At 62.6% G+C, this 23760-nt stretch carries 20 protein-coding genes; 8 read left to right on the top strand and 12 right to left on the bottom strand.

Annotated elements, in window-relative coordinates; translation table 11 throughout:
- Positions 1–397: 397 nt before the first annotated feature.
- Genes msrA through msrB form a run of 3 tightly spaced genes read right to left on the bottom strand, consistent with a single transcriptional unit; the run spans position 398 to position 3480 of the window.
- Positions 398–1138 (bottom strand): peptide-methionine (S)-S-oxide reductase MsrA, encoded by a 741-nt coding sequence (gene msrA / locus JAO85_RS18645; protein ID WP_202788711.1) that lies wholly within the window; start codon positions 1136–1138, stop codon positions 398–400.
- 4 nt (positions 1139–1142) lie between these two features.
- Positions 1143–2975: a cytochrome c biogenesis protein DipZ gene (locus JAO85_RS18650; protein ID WP_202788712.1), complete on the bottom strand. Its 1833-nt coding sequence runs from the start codon at positions 2973–2975 to the stop codon at positions 1143–1145.
- A 13-nt stretch (positions 2976–2988) separates the two neighbouring features.
- On the bottom strand, positions 2989–3480 hold the full coding sequence (gene msrB / locus JAO85_RS18655; RefSeq protein ID WP_003067612.1) for a peptide-methionine (R)-S-oxide reductase MsrB: 492 nt from the start codon (positions 3478–3480) through the stop codon (positions 2989–2991).
- A 164-nt stretch (positions 3481–3644) separates the two neighbouring features.
- Between msrB and JAO85_RS18660 the strand changes: the two genes are divergently transcribed.
- The 6 genes from JAO85_RS18660 (at position 3645) to JAO85_RS18685 (ending at position 10964) form a co-directional block, all read left to right on the top strand.
- Positions 3645–4361 carry a response regulator transcription factor gene (locus JAO85_RS18660; RefSeq protein WP_003067613.1) on the top strand — a complete coding sequence of 239 codons (717 nt, stop codon included), beginning with the start codon at positions 3645–3647 and terminating at the stop codon, positions 4359–4361.
- On the top strand, positions 4358–5824 hold the full coding sequence (locus JAO85_RS18665) for a HAMP domain-containing sensor histidine kinase (protein ID WP_034392017.1): 1467 nt from the start codon (positions 4358–4360) through the stop codon (positions 5822–5824). Before JAO85_RS18660 ends, JAO85_RS18665 begins: the two co-directional genes overlap by 4 nt.
- Positions 5825–6273: 449 nt before the next feature.
- Positions 6274–6972, top strand: a complete 699-nt coding sequence (locus JAO85_RS18670; RefSeq protein WP_012838723.1) for a gluconate 2-dehydrogenase subunit 3 family protein — start codon at positions 6274–6276, stop codon at positions 6970–6972.
- A 3-nt stretch (positions 6973–6975) separates the two neighbouring features.
- Positions 6976–8745 carry a GMC family oxidoreductase gene (locus JAO85_RS18675; RefSeq protein WP_012838722.1) on the top strand — a complete coding sequence of 590 codons (1770 nt, stop codon included), beginning with the start codon at positions 6976–6978 and terminating at the stop codon, positions 8743–8745.
- Positions 8746–8757: 12 nt separating this feature from the next.
- Positions 8758–10137 (top strand): cytochrome c, encoded by a 1380-nt coding sequence (locus JAO85_RS18680; protein WP_202788713.1) that lies wholly within the window; start codon positions 8758–8760, stop codon positions 10135–10137.
- A gap of 371 nt (positions 10138–10508) precedes the next feature.
- The gene (locus JAO85_RS18685; RefSeq protein ID WP_003062481.1) at positions 10509–10964 is read left to right on the top strand and encodes an Lrp/AsnC family transcriptional regulator; all 456 of its coding nucleotides are present in this window, start codon (positions 10509–10511) and stop codon (positions 10962–10964) included.
- Between the two features lie 179 nt (positions 10965–11143).
- On the opposite strand, the gene phnE is transcribed toward JAO85_RS18685, so the two are convergent.
- From phnE to JAO85_RS18705, 4 genes are all read right to left on the bottom strand, one after another.
- Positions 11144–12718 carry a phosphonate ABC transporter, permease protein PhnE gene (gene phnE / locus JAO85_RS18690; protein ID WP_202788714.1) on the bottom strand — a complete coding sequence of 525 codons (1575 nt, stop codon included), beginning with the start codon at positions 12716–12718 and terminating at the stop codon, positions 11144–11146.
- Positions 12709–13551, bottom strand: a complete 843-nt coding sequence (locus tag JAO85_RS18695; RefSeq protein ID WP_202788715.1) for a phosphonate ABC transporter ATP-binding protein — start codon at positions 13549–13551, stop codon at positions 12709–12711. The genes phnE and JAO85_RS18695 overlap by 10 nt, the downstream gene beginning before the upstream one ends.
- A 74-nt stretch (positions 13552–13625) precedes the next feature.
- Complete coding sequence (locus tag JAO85_RS18700) at positions 13626–14507, bottom strand: putative selenate ABC transporter substrate-binding protein (protein WP_034406087.1); 882 nt, start codon at positions 14505–14507, stop codon at positions 13626–13628.
- Between the two features lie 224 nt (positions 14508–14731).
- On the bottom strand, positions 14732–16708 hold the full coding sequence (locus tag JAO85_RS18705) for a choice-of-anchor I family protein (protein WP_039048937.1): 1977 nt from the start codon (positions 16706–16708) through the stop codon (positions 14732–14734).
- Between the two features lie 489 nt (positions 16709–17197).
- On the opposite strand from JAO85_RS18705, the gene JAO85_RS18710 reads away from it, so the two are divergent.
- Both JAO85_RS18710 and JAO85_RS18715 read left to right on the top strand, forming a co-directional pair.
- Positions 17198–18034: an RNA ligase family protein gene (locus JAO85_RS18710; protein WP_012838716.1), complete on the top strand. Its 837-nt coding sequence runs from the start codon at positions 17198–17200 to the stop codon at positions 18032–18034.
- Between the two features lie 73 nt (positions 18035–18107).
- The gene (locus JAO85_RS18715; protein WP_202788716.1) at positions 18108–19253 is read left to right on the top strand and encodes an AAA family ATPase; all 1146 of its coding nucleotides are present in this window, start codon (positions 18108–18110) and stop codon (positions 19251–19253) included.
- Between the two features lie 73 nt (positions 19254–19326).
- Here the strand turns inward: JAO85_RS18715 and JAO85_RS18720 are convergent, their stop codons facing one another.
- From JAO85_RS18720 to JAO85_RS18740, 5 genes are all read right to left on the bottom strand, one after another.
- Positions 19327–20559, bottom strand: coding sequence for a cyanate transporter (locus JAO85_RS18720; RefSeq protein WP_041744181.1), 1233 nt, complete (start codon positions 20557–20559; stop codon positions 19327–19329).
- Positions 20560–20655: 96 nt separating this feature from the next.
- On the bottom strand, positions 20656–21096 hold the full coding sequence (locus tag JAO85_RS18725) for a nucleoside deaminase (protein ID WP_034391996.1): 441 nt from the start codon (positions 21094–21096) through the stop codon (positions 20656–20658).
- A 185-nt stretch (positions 21097–21281) separates the two neighbouring features.
- Positions 21282–22283, bottom strand: a complete 1002-nt coding sequence (locus JAO85_RS18730) for an alpha/beta hydrolase fold domain-containing protein (protein ID WP_202788717.1) — start codon at positions 22281–22283, stop codon at positions 21282–21284.
- Positions 22280–23236 carry a class I SAM-dependent methyltransferase gene (locus JAO85_RS18735; RefSeq protein WP_202788718.1) on the bottom strand — a complete coding sequence of 319 codons (957 nt, stop codon included), beginning with the start codon at positions 23234–23236 and terminating at the stop codon, positions 22280–22282. The genes JAO85_RS18730 and JAO85_RS18735 overlap by 4 nt, the downstream gene beginning before the upstream one ends.
- 150 nt (positions 23237–23386) lie before the next feature.
- The gene (locus JAO85_RS18740; protein ID WP_012838710.1) at positions 23387–23692 is read right to left on the bottom strand and encodes a hypothetical protein; all 306 of its coding nucleotides are present in this window, start codon (positions 23690–23692) and stop codon (positions 23387–23389) included.
- Between the last annotated feature and the right edge of the window lie 68 nt (positions 23693–23760).

The following is a 23760-nucleotide window of genomic DNA, read 5'->3' on the forward strand; positions in this document are numbered from 1 at the left end:
GCGCGCAGCGGGCTCAGTCCTGATGATTCTTGGATGACCGCGCGGAAGGCGTGCAACCAGACTTCGCCGTGCGGAAGTTGTTCGAGCCAGGCCAGCGCATTGACCCACGACCTTGTCGTGGTGGTAATCGTGGACGCTGATCCAGCCGCGCCGGCTGTGCCTGAGTACTTCGTCCTGCTGCGTGCGCTGGCTGAGCGGTGGCTGCATGAGGAGGCAGAGTGGGGAGCGAAGACATGCTGCACAGGCTGCTGGCGGTGGTGCCGGACATGACCGAAGCCGATGGGCAGAATGGTACTCATAGGGCTTCCGTGATGCGACAGGATCGTCAGGGCGTGCAGCAGGCCATCAGCTGCGCCGACAATTGCTGCTCTGCCGCAGCATCGCTGAAATGGAGTCGCTATGGGCGCGTTTTCTTTACCAGAACCGGTTCGCTGCGGTAGCTGTCGGGGAAGAGGCGCTTGAGGCTGTTCACCTTGGGAATATCGTTGAAGACGATATAGGGGTGGCGCGGGTTTTCGGTCAAGAAGTCCTGGTGGTAGAGCTCGGCCGGATAGAAGCTGGCCTTGTCCTCGAGGCGGGTGACTATGGGTTTGGGATACAGGCGCGCTGCATCGAGCTGCGCGACGTAAGCCTGTGCTGTCTTGAGCTGGGCCGGGCTGGTCGTGAAGATTGCCGAGCGATACTGCGTTCCTGTGTCCGGACCCTGTCGGTTGAGCTGGGTGGGATCGTGGACGACAGAGAAAAATATCTGCAGCAGCTTTCCATAGCTCACCTGGGTCGGATCGAAGGTGATCTCGACCGATTCTGCATGGCCGGTGTTGCCGCGGCTGACCAGCTCGTAGGAGGCGGTGGATGCAGCACCTCCGCTATAGCCGGAGACCGCGCGTTGCACGCCCTTGACGTGCTGGAATACGCCTTGTACTCCCCAGAAGCAGCCGCCGGCAAAGATTGCACGCTGCGGGGAGGGTCCGGTGGCCGGGAGGTCCAGGACAGGGGTAGGAAGGCGAACCGCTTCTTCGGCCGAGAAGGCCATTGGTTGCCAGAGCAGTCCGCCGCCCAGCAAAACGATGCTGCCGGCCAGTGTCTGGAGCAGGCCGCGCCGATTCAAGGCGGCCCCTGGGATGATGCGTGTGTTCATATGGCTATCCGAAAGTGAAGGCATAGGCGGAAACGCCGCTGTCCAGGAACTCGATGCTGAAGGTGTGCTCGGTAATGACTCCGGATTGGCGCACCAGTTGGTAAAGCCGCTGGCCGGTGACAGTGCCGCTGCCGTCGGCGGCCACGTCCACGCCGTGGGCGGTGCCGGGTGGTTTGCCGTCAATGCGGACCTTGAAGCGCACGGGCTTTCCGTCAGGGCCGGGGCTCAGCACCAGGTGCAGATCACGTGCCTTGAACCGGTAGACGATGCTGCCTGATGGACCGGTCAGCAAGGCGCTTTCCGCTCCAACCATCCATTGCCCGGCAAGGCCCCAGGTGTTCAGCCTGGGCCGTTCCGGTTCCCGATACGTTGCCGTCCTGTCGGGAACGGCTTTGGGTGTGGAGAGAAAGTTCTCGGCACGCTCATAACCCAGATAGGTTTCGGGGGACGCGACCTCATCCATGTTGGCGGCCAGTTGAACGCCCCCGGCATCTACCTCCGTCAGGCCCATGGTTGACTGGGAGCTGCCCGCCTCTTGGAGAAGCTGTTGTATCACCCGCTCCGACTCGGCGTAGCCGCCTTCGCCAAAGTGATGGTGGCGGATGCGTCCCGTGGCATCGATGAAGTAGTGAGCAGGCCAATACTGGTTCTTGAATGCGCGCCAGATTGCATACTGGTTGTCAACGGCCACCGGATAGTTGATGCCCAGGTCTTTCATGGCCTTGCTCACGTTGCCTATGTCGCGCTCAAAAGCAAACTCGGGGGCGTGCACACCGACCACGATCAGACCTTGATCACGGTATTTTTCTGCCCATGCCTTCACATAGGGAAGGGTGCGCAGGCAGTTGATGCAGGAGTAGGTCCAGAAATCCACCAGCACCACCTTGCCACGCAGGTCTTGCCCGCTCAGAGGCTTGGAGTTGAGCCATTGGGTTGCCCCGCCCAGCGATGGTGCGATGCCTTCATCGGGCAGTGCAGGGGCTTTATTCGATGGTCCGCTCATGCGCATTGCGGCTCCTGCAGACATCATGGCGGCTCCCTCAGCGGGTGCCTGGGATGCTCCCCGCATCATCGTGCCCGGATTGCCGCGCATGGTCGTGGGGTCTTCTCCATGAGGCTGGTTCAGGCGCTCGACCAGTTTCTGCTCCAGGCCGCCGGTGGATGCCGTTGACAGTCGGGCCAGCACGCCGGTATCGATCCCCAGGGCGATGGCGGCCACGCCCGCGACCATGGCTGCCCCGAGGCCGCGTCGCACCCATTCACCGGCACCCAGCGAACGCTTGAGCGCGGCAAATACCCGGCCACCCAGCAGCAAAGCCGCAGCCATGGAAGTCGCAGCCCCGGCGGCATAGGCCAGCAGCAGCAAGCTGGAGGTCGTGTTGGCGCCCTGCAGGGCGGCGCCGGTCAGTATCAGTCCCAGAATGGGCCCGGCGCATGGAGCCCATAGCAGCCCTGTTGCGATTCCCAGCAACACCGAGGAAGCCATCTTCGGTGTACCGTCTTGCTGCACCGACTCGGACAGGCGCGATCCGGCAGTCACCAATGGGCGGGTCAGCCTCTCCGACAGATGCGGCAGCAGCAGTGTCAGCCCGAAAACGGCCACCAGAGCCAGTGCCAGCCAGCGGCCATACTGATTGGCAGCCACCACCCAGCCGCCGCCGACGGCGGCGAGAGAGGCAACGATCGCAAAGGTCAATGCCATGCCTGCCAGCAACGGCAGGCCGTTGCGCACAAAGGGCTGGTTCGCGCGAGAGAACACAAAAGGCAGCACGGGCAGGATGCAGGGACTGACGATGGTCAGCACACCACCCAGATAGGCAAGGACGATCAGCAGCATGGCCTGTTTCTCCTCAGGCCGGCCTGGGCGTGAAAGCCAAGGCAAGGCCGTTCATGCAATAGCGCAGACCTGTGGGAGGCGGCCCGTCTTCGAAGACATGGCCGAGATGGCCGCCACAGCGCCGGCAGTGCGCTTCGACACGCACCATGCCGTAGCTTCGGTCCTTGCGGGTGGCGACGGCGTTGTCCAGCGGCTTCCAGAAGCTCGGCCAGCCGGTGCCGCTGTCGAACTTGGTGGAGGAGGCAAACAAGGGCAAGGAACAGCCTGCGCAGGAAAATGTTCCAGGACGGTGCTCCTTGTTGAGCGGGCTGCTGCCGGGCGGCTCCGTCGCTTCCTGGCGCAGCACCGCATATTGCTGAGGGCTGAGCCGTGCACGCCACTGGGCGTCGGTATAGCTGACTTCGAAGGTCTCTGTCGCTGCAGTCGCGTGGCGCTGGAAGATTCCGGTGGCAAGCGCTGCAGCGGAGGCTGCTGCGCCCAGCAGCATATGGCGTCGGGTGGTCATGGCATCGGCTTTCTGGGTTCGATGACATTGAGCTTATGGAGTGGCGATCCCGAAGTCCTCACGCAAAGTTAAAAAAAACGTGATAACTCCCCGCGAGCAGTTTGAGCACAATGTGAAAGTACGCGGTTCTGCATCGACCGTCCCTCCCGGAGACCTGATTACCCATGACTAACGTCCGTCGCATTCTGCTGGTCGAGGACGATGCCCACATCGCCGATCTGCTTTCGCTCCACCTTCGGGACGAGGGGCTGGAGGTCGTGCATTGCGCCCGCGGCGACGACGGCCTCGCGCATCTGGAGCGCGGTGGCTGGGATGCGCTGGTGCTGGATCTGATGTTGCCTGGCGTGGACGGCTTGGAGATATGCAGACGTGCGCGTGCCATGACCCGCTACACGCCGATCATCATCATCAGTGCCCGCTCCAGTGAGGTGCATCGCATTCTGGGGCTGGAGATCGGCGCGGACGACTATCTGGCCAAGCCGTTTTCCGTTCTGGAACTCGTGGCACGGGTGAAGGCTCTGCTGCGCCGGGTCGATGCTCTGGCTCAGAGTGCGCGCCTGGAATCAGGCAGCCTGTCGGTCAATGGGCTGGTCATGGACCCGGTGGCGCGGGAGGCCAGCCTGAGCGGGCGTCGTCTCGATCTCACGCCGCGCGAGTTCGATCTTCTGTATTTCTTTGCCCGCCAGTCGGGCAAGGTGTTCTCGCGCATGGACCTGCTCAATGCGGTCTGGGGCTATCAGCACGAGGGCTACGAGCACACCGTCAACACCCATATCAACCGGCTTCGTGCCAAGGTGGAGCTCAATCCAGCACAGCCGACGCGGATCCTCACGGTTTGGGGGCGCGGCTACAAGTTCGCTGAAACTGGAGAGAGCGAATGAACCTGACTCTGACCCAGCGGCTGGCGATCGTGTTTGCCGTGTTGCTACTGGTCTGCAGCGGTACCTCGGCCTGGCTGCAGCTTCGCTCCAACCGCATGCATGAGCTGGAAGTGGTGCAGGCCTTGTCGCGCGATGTCGCCGAGAGTATTGCCCGCGATGCCCAGCTGACCGATGCGAATGGCTTGATGCCTAACGCAGTGCGAAATCTTTTCAACCAGCTGATGATGGTGAACCCGAGTGTGGAGGTCTATCTGCTGGAGCCCGACGGCCGCATCGCCGGCCACGCGGCACCCGAGGGGCGTTTGCGTCGCGACCGGGTCGATCTTGAGCCGGTTCATCGATTCATCGATGGACAGATGCTGCCGATTCTGGGCGATGATCCGCGCAGCCGCGATGGCCGCAAGGTCTTCAGTGCGGCCCCTTTGAGCGTGAACGGGCGGCAAGTCGGCTTCATCTATGTGGTGCTGCTTGGCGAGGCCCATGATCTTCTTGCTGCCAGAGGCTCGGCAGATGCGGTGTTGAAGACGGCACTGCTGTCGATTGGCATGGTCGGGTTGCTCTGTCTCGCTGCAGGCCTTGTCGCCTTCACCTTGATCACGCGTCCCTTGCGGCGTCTGACCGAGTCGGTTCGGCAGTTTGACATGCATGGCGCACCTCCCGAGATGCCGGAACGCTCCCCGGATGTGGCCAATCACAGCCGTGACGAGATTGCAGTGCTGGACGCTGCCTATCGGCAGATGGTGCTGCGCATCAGCGAGCAATGGGAAGCTCTCACGCGGCAGGATCAGGAGCGCAGGGAGTTGATCGCGAATATTTCCCACGATCTGCGCACACCGCTGTCATCCTTGCATGGGTATCTGGAGACCTTGCTTCTGAAGGATGCAAGCCTGGAGCCTGCAGAGCGCAGGCGCTACCTTGGCATTGCACTCGACCAGAGTCGAAGAGTAGGGGCCCTGTCCCAAAGCCTGTTCGAGCTGGCCAGACTGGAATACGGCTTTGTGCAACCGGAGCTCGAATCATTCTCTCTGGTTGATCTGGTACAGGACATTTTCCAGAAGTTCGAGCTTGCGGCAGGGTCGCGTCATATCGCCTTGCAGGCGGACCTTGCTCCTCAACTTCCGGCAGTTCGTGCGGATCTGGGAATGATAGAGCGCGTCCTGAGCAATCTGCTGGATAACGCCCTGCGCTATACCCCCGAAGGCGGGGCGATCAGGATCGCCATAAGAGCAGTGGGCCAAGAGCTGGAGGTGACGATCAGCGACTCCGGCCCAGGCATCCCGCCAGAGTTGCACGAAGGCCTGTTCAGGCGTCCATTTACCGTAGGTGGTGCCCGCCGTGACGGTGGCCTGGGCTTGAGAATCGTGCACCAGATGCTGGAGCTGCACGGAGTCTCCATTCATCTTGTCGAGAGTGGCGGACAGGGCACCACGTTCCGGTTTTCATTGCCACGGACTCCAGCTTAGTGTCGACAAAGTGCGCCGTCACCTTCCCTCTTTTGGCCGTGTAAGTAGTGAAGGGCGAGTCTGGGCTTCTCCATCGTCTTGAGTCTGGCATCACTGCCTGGCAGCGTCTTGGGCCGCAGAGTAGTAGGTAGGCAGTCTTATGTCTTATATCTAAGTGAAAACCCCAGTTGCGCACTCCAATGAAAAACCACGACCTGCTGGCAGGCAAGTTGCTTGCCCGGCACAGATACTTGTCAGCGCAACTATTATCAAATTGTTAAGGCGGTATGGGCCGGCTTGAAAAAGGCTCTGACTCTGCGTACGAGTGCCCGCTTTGCGGGCATTTTCTTTGGGTGTGTGCTTCTTCCTGCCTGACCCCAAACCCACCGCTGATTCAAAAAACCTGAACATTCGGTCATCGCGCAACTGGCTGTGCATGGCCGAGGTTCACACGATGTAGGAATCGCACAATGTCCAACTTTTCCCCACCAAGCCGCAGATCCTTTCTGTTCGCCTCCGGTGCTGGCGTCGCACTGGCTGGAACGGCCGTGGCAATGCGTGCCAACTCCAAAGAGCCTGCGCTCAAACTGGATGCATACAAGCCCGAGTACTTCAATGCGGACGAGTGGGCTTTTGTTCTGGCGGCAACAGCTCGCCTGATCCCGTCCGAAGGGGATGGACCTGGAGCGATTGAAGCTCATGTGCCGGTGTTCATCGATCGCCAGCTCAAGGGTTACTACGGCAATGCCGAGATCTGGTACATGGAAGGCCCGCACGACCCGGCAGCCACGCCCGATCGCGGCTGGCAATCGCCTCTGAACCCTGCGCAGCTCTATCGCAAGGCCATTCCCGCTTTCAATGCAGCTTGCACGGAGCGCTTTGGCAAGCAGTTCAAAAACCTTGCCGCAGAGCAGCAGGACGAAGCTCTGACCGCGTTGCAAAAGGGCGAGATCAAGCTAGACCCTGAACTGAGCTTTTTCTTTACCACCTTGCTGGCCAATACCAAGGAAGGCTATTTCGCCGACCCCTTGCATGGCGGCAACCACGGCATGCAGTCCTGGAAATACATCGGCTTCCCTGGCGCCCGCGCCAGCTATGCCGAATGGGTCGATCAGCACAACGTGAAGTACCCGCTGGGACCGGTATCCATCAAGGGCGAAAGGGCTTGAGTCATGGCACGCATTGAAAAGAAAAAAGACGTGGTCATTGTTGGCCTCGGTTGGACAGGCTCCATCGCCGGCATGGAATTGGCCGCTGAGGGCCTGGAAATCGTCGCGCTGGAGCGCGGCGGCGACCAGAACACGGTGCCCGAATTCAAGTACCCCAATCAGATCGACGAGCTGACCTATGGCGTGCGCCTGAAGAATATGCAGCATCCCCGTCAGGCGACGGTGACGGTGCGCCGCGACGACAGCGAAATCGCTTTGCCTTACCGTTCGATGGGGTCCTTCCTGCCTGCGAATGGCGTGGGCGGTGCCGGCACGCACTGGAATGGCTTGCTGTGGCGCCCTCAGCCCGAGGAAATCAAGCTGCGCAGCTATGTGAGGGAAAAATGGGGCGAGTCCATCATTCCGGAAGGCATGAACCTGATGGATTACCCCGTCAGTTACGACGAGCTGGAGCCTTTCTTCACCCGGTTTGACGAAGTGGCCGGCGTCTCGGGCAAGGCCGGCAATATCAAAGGCCAGATCCAGGCCGGCGGCAATCCGTTTGAAGGCTGGCGCTCGAAAGAGTACCCCATGCCTGCTCTGCCATCGACCTACGACGCGAGCAAGTTCGAAGCCTGTGCCAGGAGCATGGGCCTGCATCCCTTCCCGGCGCCTGCCGGCATTGCGTCCACGTCCTATGTGAACCCCTATGGCATGCAGATGGCTCCCTGCAACTTCTGCGGCTTCTGCGAGCGTTTTGGTTGCTACCAGTACTCCAAGTCCTCGCCCCAGACGGCGGTGCTGGATGCGCTCAAGCGCAAGAAGAATTTCTCCTATCGCACGCACTGCGAAGTGCTGCGTGTGGAGAGTTCGGAAGACGGCAAGACCGCAACCGGCGTGACCTACTTCGACTCCAACACGAACGAGGAAGTGTTCCAGCCCGCAGACCTGGTGATTCTGTCGTCCTATCAGCTCAACAACGTGCACCTGCTGCTGGTCTCCGGCATCGGCAAGCCTTACGACCCCAAGACCAACACCGGGGTGACCGGCAAGAACTACGCCTACCAGATGAATGGTGGCGTGACCCTGTTCTTCAAGGAAGAGAACTTCAATCCCTTCATCGGTCACGGCTCCAACGGCATGTGTATCGACGACTACGGCATCAACCAGAACGATTTCGGCAAGCTGGGCTTCATTGGCGGCGCCTACTGGCGCGTGGGCACCATGAATGGTCAACCCATCCGTTCCATGCCGCTGCCCAAGGGCACGCCGGGCTGGGGCGCGGGCTGGAAGAAGGGCATTGGCGAGTGGTATGGCCATTCCATGTCGATCGGCACGCACGGCTCGCACATGTCCTACCGCAACAACCATCTGGATCTGGACCCCACCTACAAGGATCCACATGGTCGTCCCTTGATGCGCATGACCTTCAACTGGCAGGACAACGACATCCGGATGACTCAGTACCAGAAGATCAAGGCCGAGGAGGTGGGCAACGCCTTGAAACCGGATCTGCTGCAGTCGGGTTTCAAGAATATCGGTGCCAAGTTCGACGTGCGCCCCTACCAGACCACGCACAACACCGGTGGTCACATCATGTCCGACAAGCCCACGGACGGCGTGGTCAATCGCTACTGCCAGGCCTGGGACAAGCACAACGTGTTCGTCTTCGGTGCCGGCAACTTCGTGCAGAACACCCAGTACAACCCCACCGGCATGGTCGGCGGACTGGCGTACTGGACGCTGCATGCGATCCGCACCATGTATTTGAAAAACCCACGTCCGCTGGTCTGAGGAGAGCAAGACATGAAGAAAATCCTCAGCATTCTGATTGCGCTGATCGTTCTGGGCGTTGTGGCGGCGCTGGCGCTGATCTACGTACCTTTCAAACCCACGCCCGCGAATGAAGCGCTGGCCGCCGACTGGAAGGCCGAAGCCGGCCGCGGCGAATATGTCATGCGCGCCGGTGATTGCATGGCCTGTCATACCGCCAAGGGGGGGGAGCCCATGGCCGGCGGTCGCGGCATTGACAGCCCCATGGGCACCATCTGGTCCTCCAACATCACGCCGGACAAGGAAACCGGCATCGGCAACTGGACTCTGGAGCAGTTCCGTGCCGCGATGGTGGACGGTATCGGTGGTCATGGTCAGCAGCTGTATCCGGCCATGCCCTACGAGAACTATCGCTTCATGAAGGAAAGCGATATTCGCGCGCTGTTCGACTACCTCCAGACCGAGGTGAAGCCCGTCAGGAACGAGGTACAGGCCACCAGCCTGAGCTTCCCGTTCAATATGCGCTTCGGCATCCGTGCCTGGAACTGGCTTGCGCTGTCGGGTGACGCAGACTTCAAGCCCATGGCTGGTGACGATCAGCAGATTCGCGGTCAGTATCTGGTCGAGGGTGCAGGTCACTGTGCCGCCTGCCATAGTCCCCGCACTGCCTTCATGGCGCAGAACGGCACCCGCCTGTCCGACTCCGGTTTTCTTACCGGCGGCATGGTGGACGACTGGTCTGCTCCAGCGCTGCGCGGCAAGGACGCGCGTGCCCAGAAATGGAGCACCGAGCAGCTGGCCGCCTATCTGGCAACCGGCCGCAACGCCCATGCGGTGGCCAACGGAGAAATGGCGATGGTGGTCGAACACTCCATGCAGTACATGACCGACGCGGACCTGAACGCCATGGCCAAGTTCCTCAAGACCATGGACGGCCAAGCCGCAGATGCAGCCCCTGAAAAAGTGGCCACGCCAGGCCCTCGCAGCACTGCGGTTGCCAGGGCTGACGAAGCTGGTGAAGTCACGGCCAAGCTGCTGAAGTCCGCAGCGCCCGACATGCCTTTGGGTGCTCGTCTGTATCTCGACAACTGCGCAGCCTGCCACTTTGTCAGCGGCAAGGGCGCTCCCGGGATCTTCCCCGAGCTGCAAGGCAATGCCATGGTGCTGGGCAAGGATGCCAGCCCGCTGGTGTCGGTGATTCTCAAGGGCGCTTCATCGCCCGCTACGGAGCGCCGTCCCATGCATCTGGTGATGCAGGGCTATGCCGACCGCCTGACGGACGGCGAAGTGGCCGCACTGGCCACCTTCCTGCGCACGGGCTGGGGCAACCAGGCTTCGGATGTGAGCGAAAGTCTGGTTAGCAAGGTGCGCAAGCATGTGCAAGCCGATGCTGCTCCGCAGCGAGCCCTGTAGACAGCATGAGCGTCCGCCAGGTGCCTTGTGCGCCGGGCCGGCTCCCGAAAACCCGGCCCGATGGAAATCCGGCCGGGTTTTTTCATGCCGCTGTCGTTTGCCGGAGCGACTGAGCAGTCCAAATATCAACAGGCCGCATCACTGTGCTTAAGTGATGCGGCCTGTTGCATATGCGTATTGCGGATCAACCAACCGGATGCTGACGGTAAACGGCGCGGTATGTTGAATGGTTTTGCTGCGTCGGTAAACGTGCTTCCATGGACTCAAGTGTGCATGTTGCAGTGCAGAAAATGTTGCTTCAAATTCTGTAAATACAGTGTTGCTACAGAAAATTTTTCTGTTTTTGAATTTTTTGCAGTAAATTCCAAGATATGGATACTCTGGATAAAAAGATTCTTGCTGCATTGCAGGCTAACGCGCGCGCCAGTCTGCAAGAGATTGGCGCGGCCGTGGGTCTGAGTGCATCACCATGCTGGGCACGCATCAAGAAGATGGAGGAGGCCGGCGTGATCGAGGGCTATACCGTGCGTCTGAACCCGCAGGCGCTGGGACTGGCCGATTCGGTTCTGGTCATGGTCACGCTGGACAGCCACTCGGACAACACCCTGGAAAAGTTCGGTGAGGTGCTGGCCACCATTCCCGAGGTAGTGGAGGCGCATCTGGTTTCGGGCGAGTACGACTATCTGCTGCGTATCGTTGTCAAGGACACGCGCGATTACGAGCGCCTGCTGCGCGAGAAGCTCTACAAGATCAAGGGCATACGCCATAGCCAGTCCAGCTTTGTGCTGCGCACGCTGAAGAAGGCCGACCTGCCCCTGGGAGTGTGAAGCAGCATCGCTAAGCGGTGCCAGGTGTGGCTGAAGTCATTCAGGTTTCAACTCTCATCGAGATCTGGATGCAGACCGGATCGCCGGCCGCGTTGGCCCATCTGGGGGGGGGCTGCGCGGCGGATGTGATGGAGGAACGGATGAAGCTGATTCGGTGCTAGGGCGCCGCGTCAACTATCTCAACGCATGGCGCGGCGCAGGCCGGCGCTGCTCCAGTCCACGGCAATGCTCAGCAAAAGCATGGCCATGATCACGGTGCTGGCCTGGGCATAGTGGAACAGCGAAAGCTCGAAGTACAGCAGCTGGCCCAGACCGCCGGCACCCACAAAGCCCAGAATCGCGGCCATGCGGATATTCATTTCCCAGCGGTACAGCGTGTATGCCAGCAACTGCGGCGCTGCGCCAGGGAGGGTGCCATAGCAAAATGCCAGCAGGCGATTGCTGCCGCTGAGCTTGAGCGCATTCGCGGGAGCGGCCGGAGCATTCTGCAAGGCCTCGGCAAACAGGCGGCCCAGCACGCCGGTGGTATGCAGGGCCAGGGCCAGCGCACCGGCAAACGGGCCCAGGCCCACGGCCAGCGCGGTGATCGTGGCCCAGACCAGCTCGGGCACGGAGCGCAGCACGTTGAGCACCACATTCCATGGCGCACGCCAGCGCGGCAGGGCCAGCAGCAGGCCCGCGATCGCGGCCAGCAAGGTGCCGACTATGGAGATGGCCAGGGTCTCCCAGATGCCTTGCAGCACCTTGAGCAGCCAGGGCTGGCTCAGATCGGGCGGGAAAAAGCCACGGACAAAGTCGCCCATGCTGGCGGCAGCATCCGCCGTGAACAGCGCCGAGAAATCAATATCCAGAAGCCGCAGACTGGCCCATAGCGCCGCGCAGGCCGCCAGCACAAATGTGCCGGTTCGCCAGCCGAAGGGCAGGGCGCGCGCGGCAGGCGCGGCGTCGAGCGCGCGACGCAGCCACCAGGAAAGCAGATCGGCCGCAGCCACTAGCAGCATGAAGGCCAGCAGAATGCTGGCGGCTTCGCCGCCGTTGAGCATCTTCATGGCCTGATCCATGAGCTGGCCCAGGCCCCCCGCCCCGACAAAGCCCATGACCACCGAGGCGCGGACCGCGCATTCCCAGCGGTAGACGGTGTAGGAGGTCAGCTCCTTGGCCGCCTGCGGAAGCAGGCCGTAGAGCAGGGCCTGGATACGGCCGGTGCCGCTGGCACGCAGGGCGCTGGCCGGGACGGGATCGGTGGATTCAAGAATTTCCGCATAGACCTTGGCCAGCATGCCGCCATAGGTCAGGCCCAGGGCCAGCACGCCGGCTGCAGGACCCAGGCCGAAGACACGCACGAACACCAGAGCCCAGACCAGCTCGGGAATGCCGCGCAGGATGGTGAGCACGCTGCGGGCGATGGGGTTGAGCGTGACTCTCTCGCGTGCCGCGCCCGTGGACAGATAGGCCATGGGTACGGCAATCACAAAGGCGAGCGCCATGCCGGCCGTGGCGATGGCCAGGGTCTCCAGCGTGGCCTGAGCCAGATAGGCCAGAAACTCCCCACTGGTTTCGGGCGGCAGAAACTGCGCGAGAAAGCCGCCGATGACCTTGAGATTGTCGGCATCGAATAGCGGCTTGAGCGAAAAGCCCGAGGTCTGCAGCATGGGCCAGAGCACGACCAGGGTCAGGATCAGGCCGCTCAGGCGGCCGCGAGCAGAGGGGTCGCGGCGTGATGGCCGGGCTTGCTCGAGCATGTCTACCGGCATGCGTTCACCTGGATGGGAGTGGGCGTGATACTGGCGGGATCGCGCTGAGCCAGGCGGCTGTGCAGCATGGGCAGGTCGGCCGCTCTGCCATCGGTATGGGCATAGAGCGCTTGCAACTGTGCATCGCTGACCTGCGCGGCCGGCAGGTCAAAGGCCAGGCGGCCATCGCGCACGCCCACGATGCGGGCAAAGTTGGCCAGCGCCAGATCGACGGCATGCAGGCTGGCCACCAGCGTGGCCTTGCGCGCGGCGGCTTCCCGCACCAGCAACTGCACCGTGGCCTGCGAGAGTGCAGGGTCCAGGGCCGAGACCGGCTCGTCGGCCAGAATCAGCTTGGCCTGCTGGTAGAGCACGCGGGCAATGCCCACGCGCTGCAGCTGGCCGCCGGAGAGCTGGTCGCAGCGTGCAAACAGCTTGTCCTCGAGCTGCACGCGGGCCAGGGCCTCGCGCGCGCCCGCAATGTCCTGCGGATAGGCCAGCGATGCCAGCGCCTTCCACAGCGGCCACTGGCCGAGCTTGCCGGCCAGCACGGCCGTGACCACGCGCTGGCGCAGCGGAATGGGCGCGGCCTGGTGCACGGTGCCGATGCGGCTGCGCAAAGCCTTGAGTTCGCGGGCGGCGGATTGCGCAGACGTGGTCCGGCCCAGCACCTGCATGCGACCTGCCGTGGGCAGGTAGGCTGTGCCTATGGTGCTGAGCAGCGAAGTCTTGCCGGCACCCGAGGGGCCGATGAGCGCAATGCTCTCGCCCTGGATGGCGGACAAGGAGATATGGGACAGGGCGGTAAAGCCGTTGCTGTGGGTCAGGCCCACATCGTCCAGCATGAAGCTCATGAGACGAATACTCTGAAAACAATAGCTGCCAACGCCTGATAAATAAGCGCTGGCAGTCAAAAAAGCTGAATTTCTTACTTCAGCAGACCGGCGGACTTGGCGGCAGCTTCGATGCCGTCGTAGTTCTTGGAGTCGGTGGCGATGAACTTGGAGGCGCGCTGCAGGTCCATGATGGCCTTGTGCTCTGGCTTGCTGGGGTCCAGTGCCAGGAAGGCTGCAGTCAGTTTCTTGACGATGGCTGGGTCCAGGTCGCCGCGCACCGTCCAGTTGTAGTCAAAGTAGGTGGGCGTCGTGGCGAACACGCGCACCTTGCTGGTGTCCACCTTCTTGGATTCGACCAGCTTGTCCCACACCGAAGTGTTGAGCACGCCGGCCTCGGCCTTGCCTGCGGCCACAAAGGCCACGGTGGCGTCATGCGCGCCCGAGTAGGCCACGGTCTTGAAGTCTTTTTCGGGATTCAGGCCGTCCTGCTGCAGGAAGAAGCGCGGCATCAGGCTGCCCGAGGTGGACGAAGGGGCGCCGAAGGCAAAGGTCTTGCCCTTGAGGTCGGCCAGCGTCTTGATGGCGGGGTCGGCCGTGATGAACTTGCTGGTGAAGACCGCATCTTCGGCCCGCTGCACAATGGGGATGGCCGTGCCGTTGGTGCGGATCTTGGCCTGCACATAGGTGAAACCGCCCAGCCAGGCCAGGTCCAGCTTTTTGGTGGCCAGGGACTCGACCACGGCCGCGTAGTCGGAAACGGGGGTGAACACCACCTTCATGCCGGTGGCCTGGGAGAGATATTCGCCCAGGGGCTTGAACTTGCGCTGCAGCTCGGTCGGTGCCTCGTCGGGAATGGCCGAGACGCGCAGCACGGCGGGGGTGTCTGCATGCGCTGCGGACAGCAGGGAGGAGGAGGCGAGAGCTGCCACGGCCAAGCCGCGCAGCGCCTGGCGGCGAGCGAAAGAGTGCGTCATTAAGTGCTCCGTTCAAAAAGCCACCGCCGTCCGGATACACGGCGGTTTAGTAGGTCGCAAGCGTCTGGCTTGCGGCGAATGGGAACCCATAGGCGGTACACCGACCGCTGGCGCTTATTGTTACGTAATTGAGAAACCCTCGGTGCAGTCTTTGCTTGATTTGAATAGCAAAAAGCCCCGTGGGGACGGGGCCTGGCATGAAAGCGATTGCTTGTCTGCAGGTTTCAATATTGCAGATTGAGCTGGTAGATGGCCGTGGTGCCGCTGACCTCGTTGCCCACCATCAGCAAGGGTTTGCCGTTGGGTGACTTGGCGGCAGAAATGAAGTGCAGGCCTTCGGGGCCCAGATCGCCCACATCGCTGAGTGCAGTGCCTGCCAGCGCGGATTTGCTGTCAAAGCTGGCGGTCCAGTTTTCGCGAGTGTTCAGATAGTCGATCTGCTTGGGTGCCTTGGGGTCGGTGATGTCGAACACCAGAATGCCTCCCATGCGCTCCAGCCCCACAAAGACAAAGGTCTTGCTGCCGATCTGGCCCACGGTCAGTCCTTCGGGCTCGGGACCCTTGGCGCTGCTGCGCGCATCGAGCCTGGCCGTTTCGTCATGACCGGTGTTGAAGTAGGTGGCGCAGGCAATGTCACGTCTGGCGCCCAGCTTGCATTCGGGGCTGGCGATGAATTTTTCGATGGCCGCGCCAGAGTCCCAGACCTGCTTGCCCCTGGCATCCCAGATGGAGATGGAGCGGCCGCCATAGGCGTATAGCCTGTCATAGGTCAGGTGGCCCTTGCCATCCTTGACGGGGTTGCCGCTGCTGTCGGTCTGGTAGCCCATGGTCCAGGTGACCTTGAGGCGGCCCAGTTTGTCATCGTCGCGGCAGGTCTTGGGGTCTGTGCCGACCGCACCGCACCAGGCAAAGTTGCTGGCATTCAGATAGGCGCCGCTGGCCAGCTGAGCCAGATGGGCAGGCAGATCGTCGCCCGCGCGGCGCAGAAAGCCGTCCTTGTGCACCAGGTGCTTGATGCGCCACTCTTCCACAAAGCCCTTGCTCATATCGCCCGCCGTGGCCGGGGTGCCAGCCGTCTTGTCGGCGGCCGTGCCGAAATAGCTCTTGTTGCCTTCACCCCAGGCGCGTGCATCGCCTTCGTTGGCAGTGACCAGATAGGTCGCACCGTCGGCGGCCTTGTAGGCGGCGATGGAGTCGGGCTGGTACATGCCAAACACATTGGCGGCCTGGGTGATGTTGATGACCGGGCTCTTGCCGTCGCTGTCGGCGAAGTCCAGCTCGTTGCCGGCCGCGCCATGATCCTTGAAGCCCAGAGCCACCACATCGGTCACGGTGGCGCTGGCGATGTCCACGATGGCCAGCGCATTGTTTTCCTGCAGCGTCACCCAGGCCGTCTTGCCGTCCGGGGCCACGGCAATGTATTCGGGCTCCAGGTCATTGGCCACGGCGGCCGTTCCCAGGCCGTCTGCGGTCGGGCCGAAGATGCGCACGCCCTTGGCCAGCAACTGCGCCTTCTGGCTGTTGAAGGCCTTGAAGTCGGCAGTGCGCGCCACGGGCTTGGCGGGCGTGCTCACATCGATCACGCTGATCGAGCCTTCGGGGTCGATCTGGTAGTCATCGCTGGGCTCGCCCTCGTTGGCGACCAGAATGGTCTTGCCGTCGGGGGTGAAGGTCAGCATATCGGGCAGGGCGCCCACGGGCACTTCGGCGATCACGCCGAGCTTGTCGGCGTCATAGATGACGACCATGCCCTTGTCCGTCTTGACCGATGCCTGCACGGCTGCAGCCACCAGGCCGCCATGCACGGCCACGCTGTTGATGGAGGCCCCCGCACCCAGCGAGAGCTTTGTGGCATCCAGGCTGGCCAGCATGCGCGGTGCGGCGGGGTTGCTCATGTCCAGCACGTCGAGCGCACCCTTTTGGGCGTTGACCACAAAGCCGCGCTTGGTGACGGGATCGAAAGCCGTAATTTCGGCGGCGCTCTGCAGAAAAATGCCCGACTGATAGCTGCCGATTTTCTCCAGCGTGAGCGAGGTGGGCGTCTTCTCGGGCTCGGGTGCCGGTGCCGGGACTTCAGGAATCGGAGCAGGCGCTGGTGTGGTGTTGTTCGTGTTGTTGTCACCGCCACCACAGGCGGCCAGGGCAGCGGCTGCGATCAGGGAAATCAGAAGAGGTTGGCGCAAGGTCTGTGCAGATGTCATTGAGAGTTTGGCAGGTGCAGGAAGAAAACTACGATTTGTAACCAGCCTCTGTTTCATCTCTGTGAAACCGTTTCGTGTTCTTTGCGCAACAAGTTTCGGTCAAGCGCTTGGCAGTTGGGCTTGCAAGCAAATACACTCGCCAGCCTTGCTCCACCTGCGCTATTCGCTCTCATTTTCGAGGTGCACCATGTCCCGCCGTATTCGTTTGAGCTAAACGACTTCGTCACACGCTGATCCTTCTCGCGTGTGCGCTGCGGTGTGGAACTCCCGCTCTGTGAAGGGCGGCAATCTTCCTGCTTGGCGTCTCTGGCCTGAATTGCATTCAGGCTCCAAGCTCCTCCCACTCTCTGAACTCCAGGCCGGCTCTTTGCTTGGCGGCTTGGGTTCTGTCTTTTTCCGATGGCAGCGGAGAGCGGCGCTGTCCATGTCCTTGATTTGTCTGCCGCGCCTTTTTTGCGCGTGGCTTATTCCCTTTTAGGAAAGCACAACATGACTTCACCACATCTATTCAATCTGGAGATCCTCAAATATCCGCGCACGCCGCATCTGCGTGGCTCGCGGCTGCAGATCGGCGATCAGGCAGATGCCGTGCCTTATGAAGCGCTGGCCGGCCGCCATATCGTGGTCGAGGAAAAGCTGGACGGCGCCAATGCGGCGCTGAGCTTTGGTGCCGACGGCAGCTTGCTGCTGCAGTCGCGCGGCCACTATCTGCAAGCCGATCAGATGGGCGGGCGCGAGCGTCAGTTCAACGCCTACAAGCAATGGGCCCGAGCCCATGAGAGCGCGCTGATGGCGCTGCTGGACGATCGCTATGTGATGTATGGCGAATGGCTGTATGCCAAGCACTCTCTGTACTACGACGCCTTGCCGCACTGGTTTTGCGAGTTCGACATCTGGGACCGCTCGGCGCAGCAGTTTCTGGACACGCCGCAGCGCCACGCGCTGTTGGACGGTGTGCCCGTGGTGTCCGTGCCCGTGCTCTACGCGGGCATTGCACCGAGGCGCATGCAGGATTTGCTGGCATTGCTGACACCGTCCCTGGGGCGCAGCACAGGCTGGAAGGCGATGTTCGAGGATCAGGTGCAAAGACAGAAGCTGGATCTGCCGCTGGCCTGGCGCCAGACCGACCGATCCGAGCTGGCCGAAGGTCTGTACATCAAGGTCGAGGAAAACGGCCAGACCGTGGAGCGCTACAAGTTCGTGCGCTCCGACTTCGTGCAGGTGATCCTGGAGTCGGGCTCGCACCACAGCGAGCGGCCCATTGTCGCCAACGGTCTGCGCACAGGCGTCGATATCTTTGCCAACAAGATTCAAAAAAGCTGGTGAGGCTTGTCCAACAAGCGTTGATAGCTATCAAAACCGTGGTTTTCATGAGGAGGCTGCGGTGAAAGGAGAATTTATGTGGAGCTGGAAACAGATCGCGGCCCTGGTGCCGCATTCCGCTCACCATGCGGTGGACTGGGCGGCCTGCCTGGAGGCTTTTCCGCAACTTGAGCTGGCCAAGACCACGCCGCAAGATCCGATCTACCATGCCGAAGGCGATGTCTGGACGCATACGCAGATGGTGGTGACCGAGCTGCTGCAGGACGGCGACTATGCAGAGCTCACCAACGAGGAGCGCGAGACGGTCTTTCTGGCCGCGCTGCTGCACGATGTCGCCAAGTGCTCGACCACGCAGATAGCCGACGACGGTCGCATCTCGCAACCCGGCCATTCGCGCCGTGGGGCGCTGGATGCGCGGCTCATGCTCTGGGAGGCTGGCGCGCCCGTGGCCCGGCGCGAGGCGGTCTGCCGCCTGATTGCAGTGCATCAGGTGCCGTTCTTCGCCTTTGCCGATTCGCGCCGAGGCGTCTCGCCCGAGTTCATGGTCAGAGAGCTGTCCTGGCAGGTTGATCTGCATTTGCTGGTGCTGCTGGCCCGTGCCGATATTCGCGGCCGCATCTGCCCCGATGTGGGCAATGTGCTGGTGAATATCGAGCTGTTCAGGGAGCTTGCGCTGGAAGAGGGCTGTTTGCGCAAGCCGCGCAGCTTTGCTTCGGCCGAGACGGCAGTGCGCTATTTCCGCGGTGCCGAGTTGCACCCGGACTACGCCTTGCACGAAGAGCCGGGCTCGCGCGTCATCGTCATGTGCGGTCTGCCTGCATCGGGCAAGAACCACTGGGTGGCCCAGCATCATGCGGGCCTGCCCGTGGTGTCGTTTGACGATGCGCGCACCGAACTGGGCCTGCGCCACGGCGAGAACGAGGGCGCTGCGGCCCATCATGCCGTGGACAAGGCCAAAAGCCTGCTGCGCGCCAAGGCCGCTTTTGTCTGGAATGCCACGCATCTGTCCAGGCAGATGCGCGGCAAGACGCTGGACCTGTGCCTGGCCTATGGCGCGCAGGTGGAACTGGTGCATCTGGAGGCAAGCAGGTCCACTTTGCTGGCGCGTAACAGCAAGCGCGACACCACGCTCGGCAATGCCGCATTGCTGGGCATGTTGCACCGATGGGAGGTACCCTTGCCGACCGAGGCGCATGGGCTGCAACTGCTGGTCAACGAGTAGTCCGCGCAAAAACGAAAAGGAAAAAGGGCCTGGAAGTTTCCAGGCCCTTTTTTTGGGGATCGCAATGCCGTGCTCAAGGCTGTTGCATGGCTTGCGGGTAGCCCTGGGGGTTGAAGCGTGTCACCAGCAGGCAGACCAGCGCGGCGACGCCGGCCTGATAAAGCCAGCCCGTCATCCAGCTGTCGCTGATCTGGTGCAGCTGTGCCATGACCAGAGGGGCCAGTGCGGCGAGGATGAAGCCGCCGCCCTGCATCAGCGAGTTGAGGGCACCGGCCTGTGTGGGCGATGGCAGATGGTCCAGCGCCACCAGCATGAAGAGCGAAAAGCAGCCGCCCAGACCCAGACCCAGCACGATGGCATTGAGTGTGGGCATGGCATCGGGCCAGAGCCCGAGGCCGGCAAAGCCGATGATCTGCAGCAGCAAGGCTAGCATGAGCCAGCAGCGACGGTCCAGGCTGCGGCGCGCGAGAGCGGGCATGGCCAACGCCGATGCGGCCTGCGCAATGGACAAGATGGCCAGCAGCGAGCCGCTTTGCGTGGCCGTCCAGCCATGGGTTTGATAGAACGGAGCGAGCCAGGCAACGGTGGAGCCATAACCGCCGTTCATCAGGCCGAAGCTGATCAGCAGCAGCCATGTGCGGCCACGGCGCAGCAGCCAGCCGGTGTCGCTGTCGGCTTGTACCAGCGGCACGGAGGGTGCAGGGGCAACGGGCTCGTGCATCAGCGTCAGCGCATGCCAGGCCAGCGGCAATGCCAGCAGCACTGGGATGGCCCAGATGGCCAGCGAAGCCTGCCAGCTCAGACCCAGCTGCATGGCCATGGGCGAGAGCTGGGCGCTGAGTGCACCGCCGCCCATGAGCGCGGCTGAATACAGGCCCATCATGGGCGCCACGTTGTGGGGAGACTGGCGCTTGATCAGCCCCGGCAGAATGCTTTGTGCCAGCGCCACGCCCGCGCCGCAGAGGCCGGCCGTGACGATCAGCAGACTGCCGGTCGCAGCTCCTGCAGGCGTCAGGCGCAGGGCGCAGCCCAGCGCAATCAGCAGCAACGAGGCGCAAATGGCGGCGCGCGCGCCCCAGCGTCGCAATGCCGTGGGAGCGAGCCAGCCACCAATGCCCATCAGCGCCATGGGCAGCAGCGTGAGCCAGGAAAAGCTGCGCAAATCCATGCCCGTGGCCTGCTGTATGGTCGGTGCCAAGGGGCCCGGAGCCGTCAGAAAGGGGCGCAGATTGATGGTGACCAGTATCACCACGGCCAGCCACAGCAATGGTGGCACGCGGTGTGTTCGGGAAGATGTCGATGTCATGAAGCTCGGGGGCTGGCTGCGCTGCGGCGCGCCGGTGTGCGCGCCGCTCGTCCTGGGCAGCCCGGTTTGTTGCTATGGTTTTGGCGGCAACGAGGATCAGGCGACGGGCCAGGCCTCATCCCCATAGAGCTGGGCCGCGCGGATGCCGGTGTCGATGCGGGTGATGGGCAGCGGCTGCGGCGTCAGCGACAGGCGCAGGCGCTGGTAGGTCCCCTCGCTGGACAAGCCGTAAGGCGCGGCGTCTTGGTTGTCGAAGGCGAAGAACACCTGTTCGGCGCCATTCATGACCAGGGCGGCCAGGCACATGGGGCAGGGGTGGCCGCTGGCATAGATGGACAGGCCTGCCAGGCTGGGGTTGGCGCGTTTTTGCGTGCCCGCGCGTATGGCCTGCATTTCGGCATGGGTGCTGGGGTCGTGGCTGGCAATGATTTCGTTGACGCCGGTGGCAACGACTTCATTTCCCTGGGCGAGCACGGCGCCGAACGGGCGGCCGCCCTTGAGGCGGTTGGCATGGGCCAGGTCCACGGCCAGGCGCATCAGTTGTTGTGGGGTGGCGGAAGTTGGACTCATGACTAAGAAAGATATGGCGACGAGCGTCGGATGCTTGATGCATCAGCGTCGAGGTACTGTGTTTGAAAGGGGCGGGGCGGGGCGGGGCGGCGCCTGGCGCCGTGCAGCGTACACCTGCACGGCCATGCCGCTACCCGTCTGGAGAGCAAAGCTTATTTGCTCTGAGGACGTTGGCGGCCTATTAGTTCCGCCCAGGCCGAGCAGGCGAGCTCGACCTGCTGGCGCGCCGCCGGGCTGGCAGCCAGCATGCGCGCAAAGCCGTGGACCATGGCCGGCGCGCGCAAAAGCTGCAGCGGTGCGCCCAGGGCCTGGGCTGCATGGGCAAAGGCTTCGGCCTCGTCGCGCAGAATATCGTGGCTGGCCGTCATCAGAAGCGTGGGCGGCAAGGCAGCGATGGCTGCGCTGCAGCAGCCCGGCGTCAGCCATTGCGAGGCCTGGCCCTCGGGCCTGCCCAGTTCCTGCCAGTAGCGCTGCATGGCGGCGGGCGTGAGCCCGAAGCCCGTGGCAAAGCAGCGCATGCTGTCATTGTCCTGATCGGGCTCAAGCGGCGGGTAGAGCAGCAGCAGGCCTGCGATGCGGGAGGCATCGGTGGGTTGCTGAATCTGGCGTACGGCCGCTGCCAGTGCCAGATGGGCGCCAGCGCTATCGCCTCCGAGCAGGACCTGCTTTGCCGCAAAAGGCAGCAGCCCGCGCATATCGCTCAGCCACTGCAGCACGGCCATCACATCGTCCAGCGGCGCGGGAAAGCGGCTCTCGGGCGTGCGGCGGTAATGCACGGACAGCACGGTATGACCGCTAAATTGGGTCAGATGCTCGCACAGGTCGTCATGGGTGTTGAGATCGCCCACCATCCAGCCGCCGCCATGCAGCCAGACCAGCGTCCGGCCGCTGCCCGCACCTTGCTTGCGATAGCTGCGCACGCAGATCTCGCGGCCCTCGGCCGCCACGAAATGCTCGGCCCTGGAAATGCCGGGCAGGGCCGAGCGAATCAGCCCTGCCTGCAGCTCGCTGAGCAGACGCCGGCGTTGCACATAGTCGAGCTGCGGGGTCGGCGTCTCCGCATCGAGCCGGGCAAAGCGCTGCAGCGTGCGTGCCAGAGCCGGGTCCACGGGCTGCAGAGGCCGGCTGCGGCCCTGATCTGTGCCCTCGCTCATGGCTGCTGGTCCGCCGCCAGCGCAGGAGCGCGATAGACCATGACCTTGAGGCTGCGCTCTTCGTTCACATCGGCAAATACGGCCGGGTTGGCCAGGCGCTCAACGAACTGGAGCTCGGGTGCGATTTCCGCCATCTGCTCGCGCAGAAAGTCGGTGCCGAGTTCGGGGGCGTTCAGGCACAGCAGCACCTGGCCGCCCGGCACCAGCAGATCGGGCAGGCGGCGCATCAGGCGCGCATAGTCCTTGGTGGCGATGAAGCTGCCTTTTTGGTAGCTGGGTGGGTCCACGACGATCAGGTCGTACGGTCCGCTGCGGTTGATCTTGCCCCAGCTGCTGAAAATATCGTGGGCGGCGAAGCTGGCGCCGGCCTTGACGCCGTTGAGCTGATGGTTGTGCTGACCCGTGGCCAGAGCGCCCTTGCTCATGTCCATATTGAGAACCTGGCCCGCGCCGGCCAGCTTGGCCACGACCGAGAACGCGCAGGTATAGGCAAACAGATTGAGCACCTTCATGCGCGCGGGCCGCTCATGGGCCAGTACCTGCCGGCGCACCCAGTCGCGGCCGGCGGCCATGTCGAGGAACAGGCCGTGGTTCTGCCCGCGTGCGATATGGATCAGATAGCGGGCGCCGTTCTCTGTGACCACATGCGGCTCGGGCAGCTCGCCGGCCATGACGCGAGTTTCGACCTTGCCGCCGCTTTCGCGGGTCTGGAAGGCCCAGGTCAGAGGCAGTTCGGCAGGGGCGATCTGCTGCCAGCGCTGCTCCAGCGCCTGACCAATCTGGCTCAGCTGGACTTCCTCCATGGGTGCAAAGCTGGTCAGCACGATGACGGGCGCAAAAGCATCCAGCGAGATCTGCTCGCAGCCCGGATACCGCCCGCCACGGCCATGAAAGATGCGCTGGGCATCGGTGGGAAAGGGCATCTGGGCAATGGCGGCTAGCAGGGCTTGCATGGAGAGAGAACAGTCACACGGTCAAACAAGCCGCCAGTGTAGGCATTGCAGCGAGCTCCGGTGGCCAGGGCGGCACATGTCCCTTGCAATGGTTGGCGGCCCGGGCCGGCGCTGACGGCCTCGGGACTCGCGCCGCCCGCGTCCGTTCACTCAGTGGTAGATGCGCCGCACATCGAAAAAACAGCTTTCGGTGCCGCCAATGCCTTGCAGGCCGGCTTCGGCCGCGGCGCGGGCGGCTTTCATCCAGCGCTGGAAGGTGAGCTTGGCGTCGTCGGTGATTTCTTCGGGCGGGGTGTCTTCCAGGCCTTGCACCAGCGACAGGGCTTGTCCGACCTGTTCCTCTCCGCCGAGCTGGCGGGCCAGCACACGCGCATAGCGTGCCTCGGCCTGTTGGCGTTTGTCCTCGGGCAGCTCGGGGTAGTCGCAAAGAGAGACAGTGAAATGGGCTTCTTGCATGTCCGTATATCCACAGTGTTTTGACTGTTTAAATATACAGTAATTAACTGTTTTTGTATCCAGTTCTT

Origin of the sequence: Comamonas sp. NyZ500 (genome assembly GCF_016772095.1) — a bacterium.
Taxonomy (GTDB): Bacteria; Pseudomonadota; Gammaproteobacteria; order Burkholderiales; family Burkholderiaceae_C; genus Comamonas; species Comamonas thiooxydans.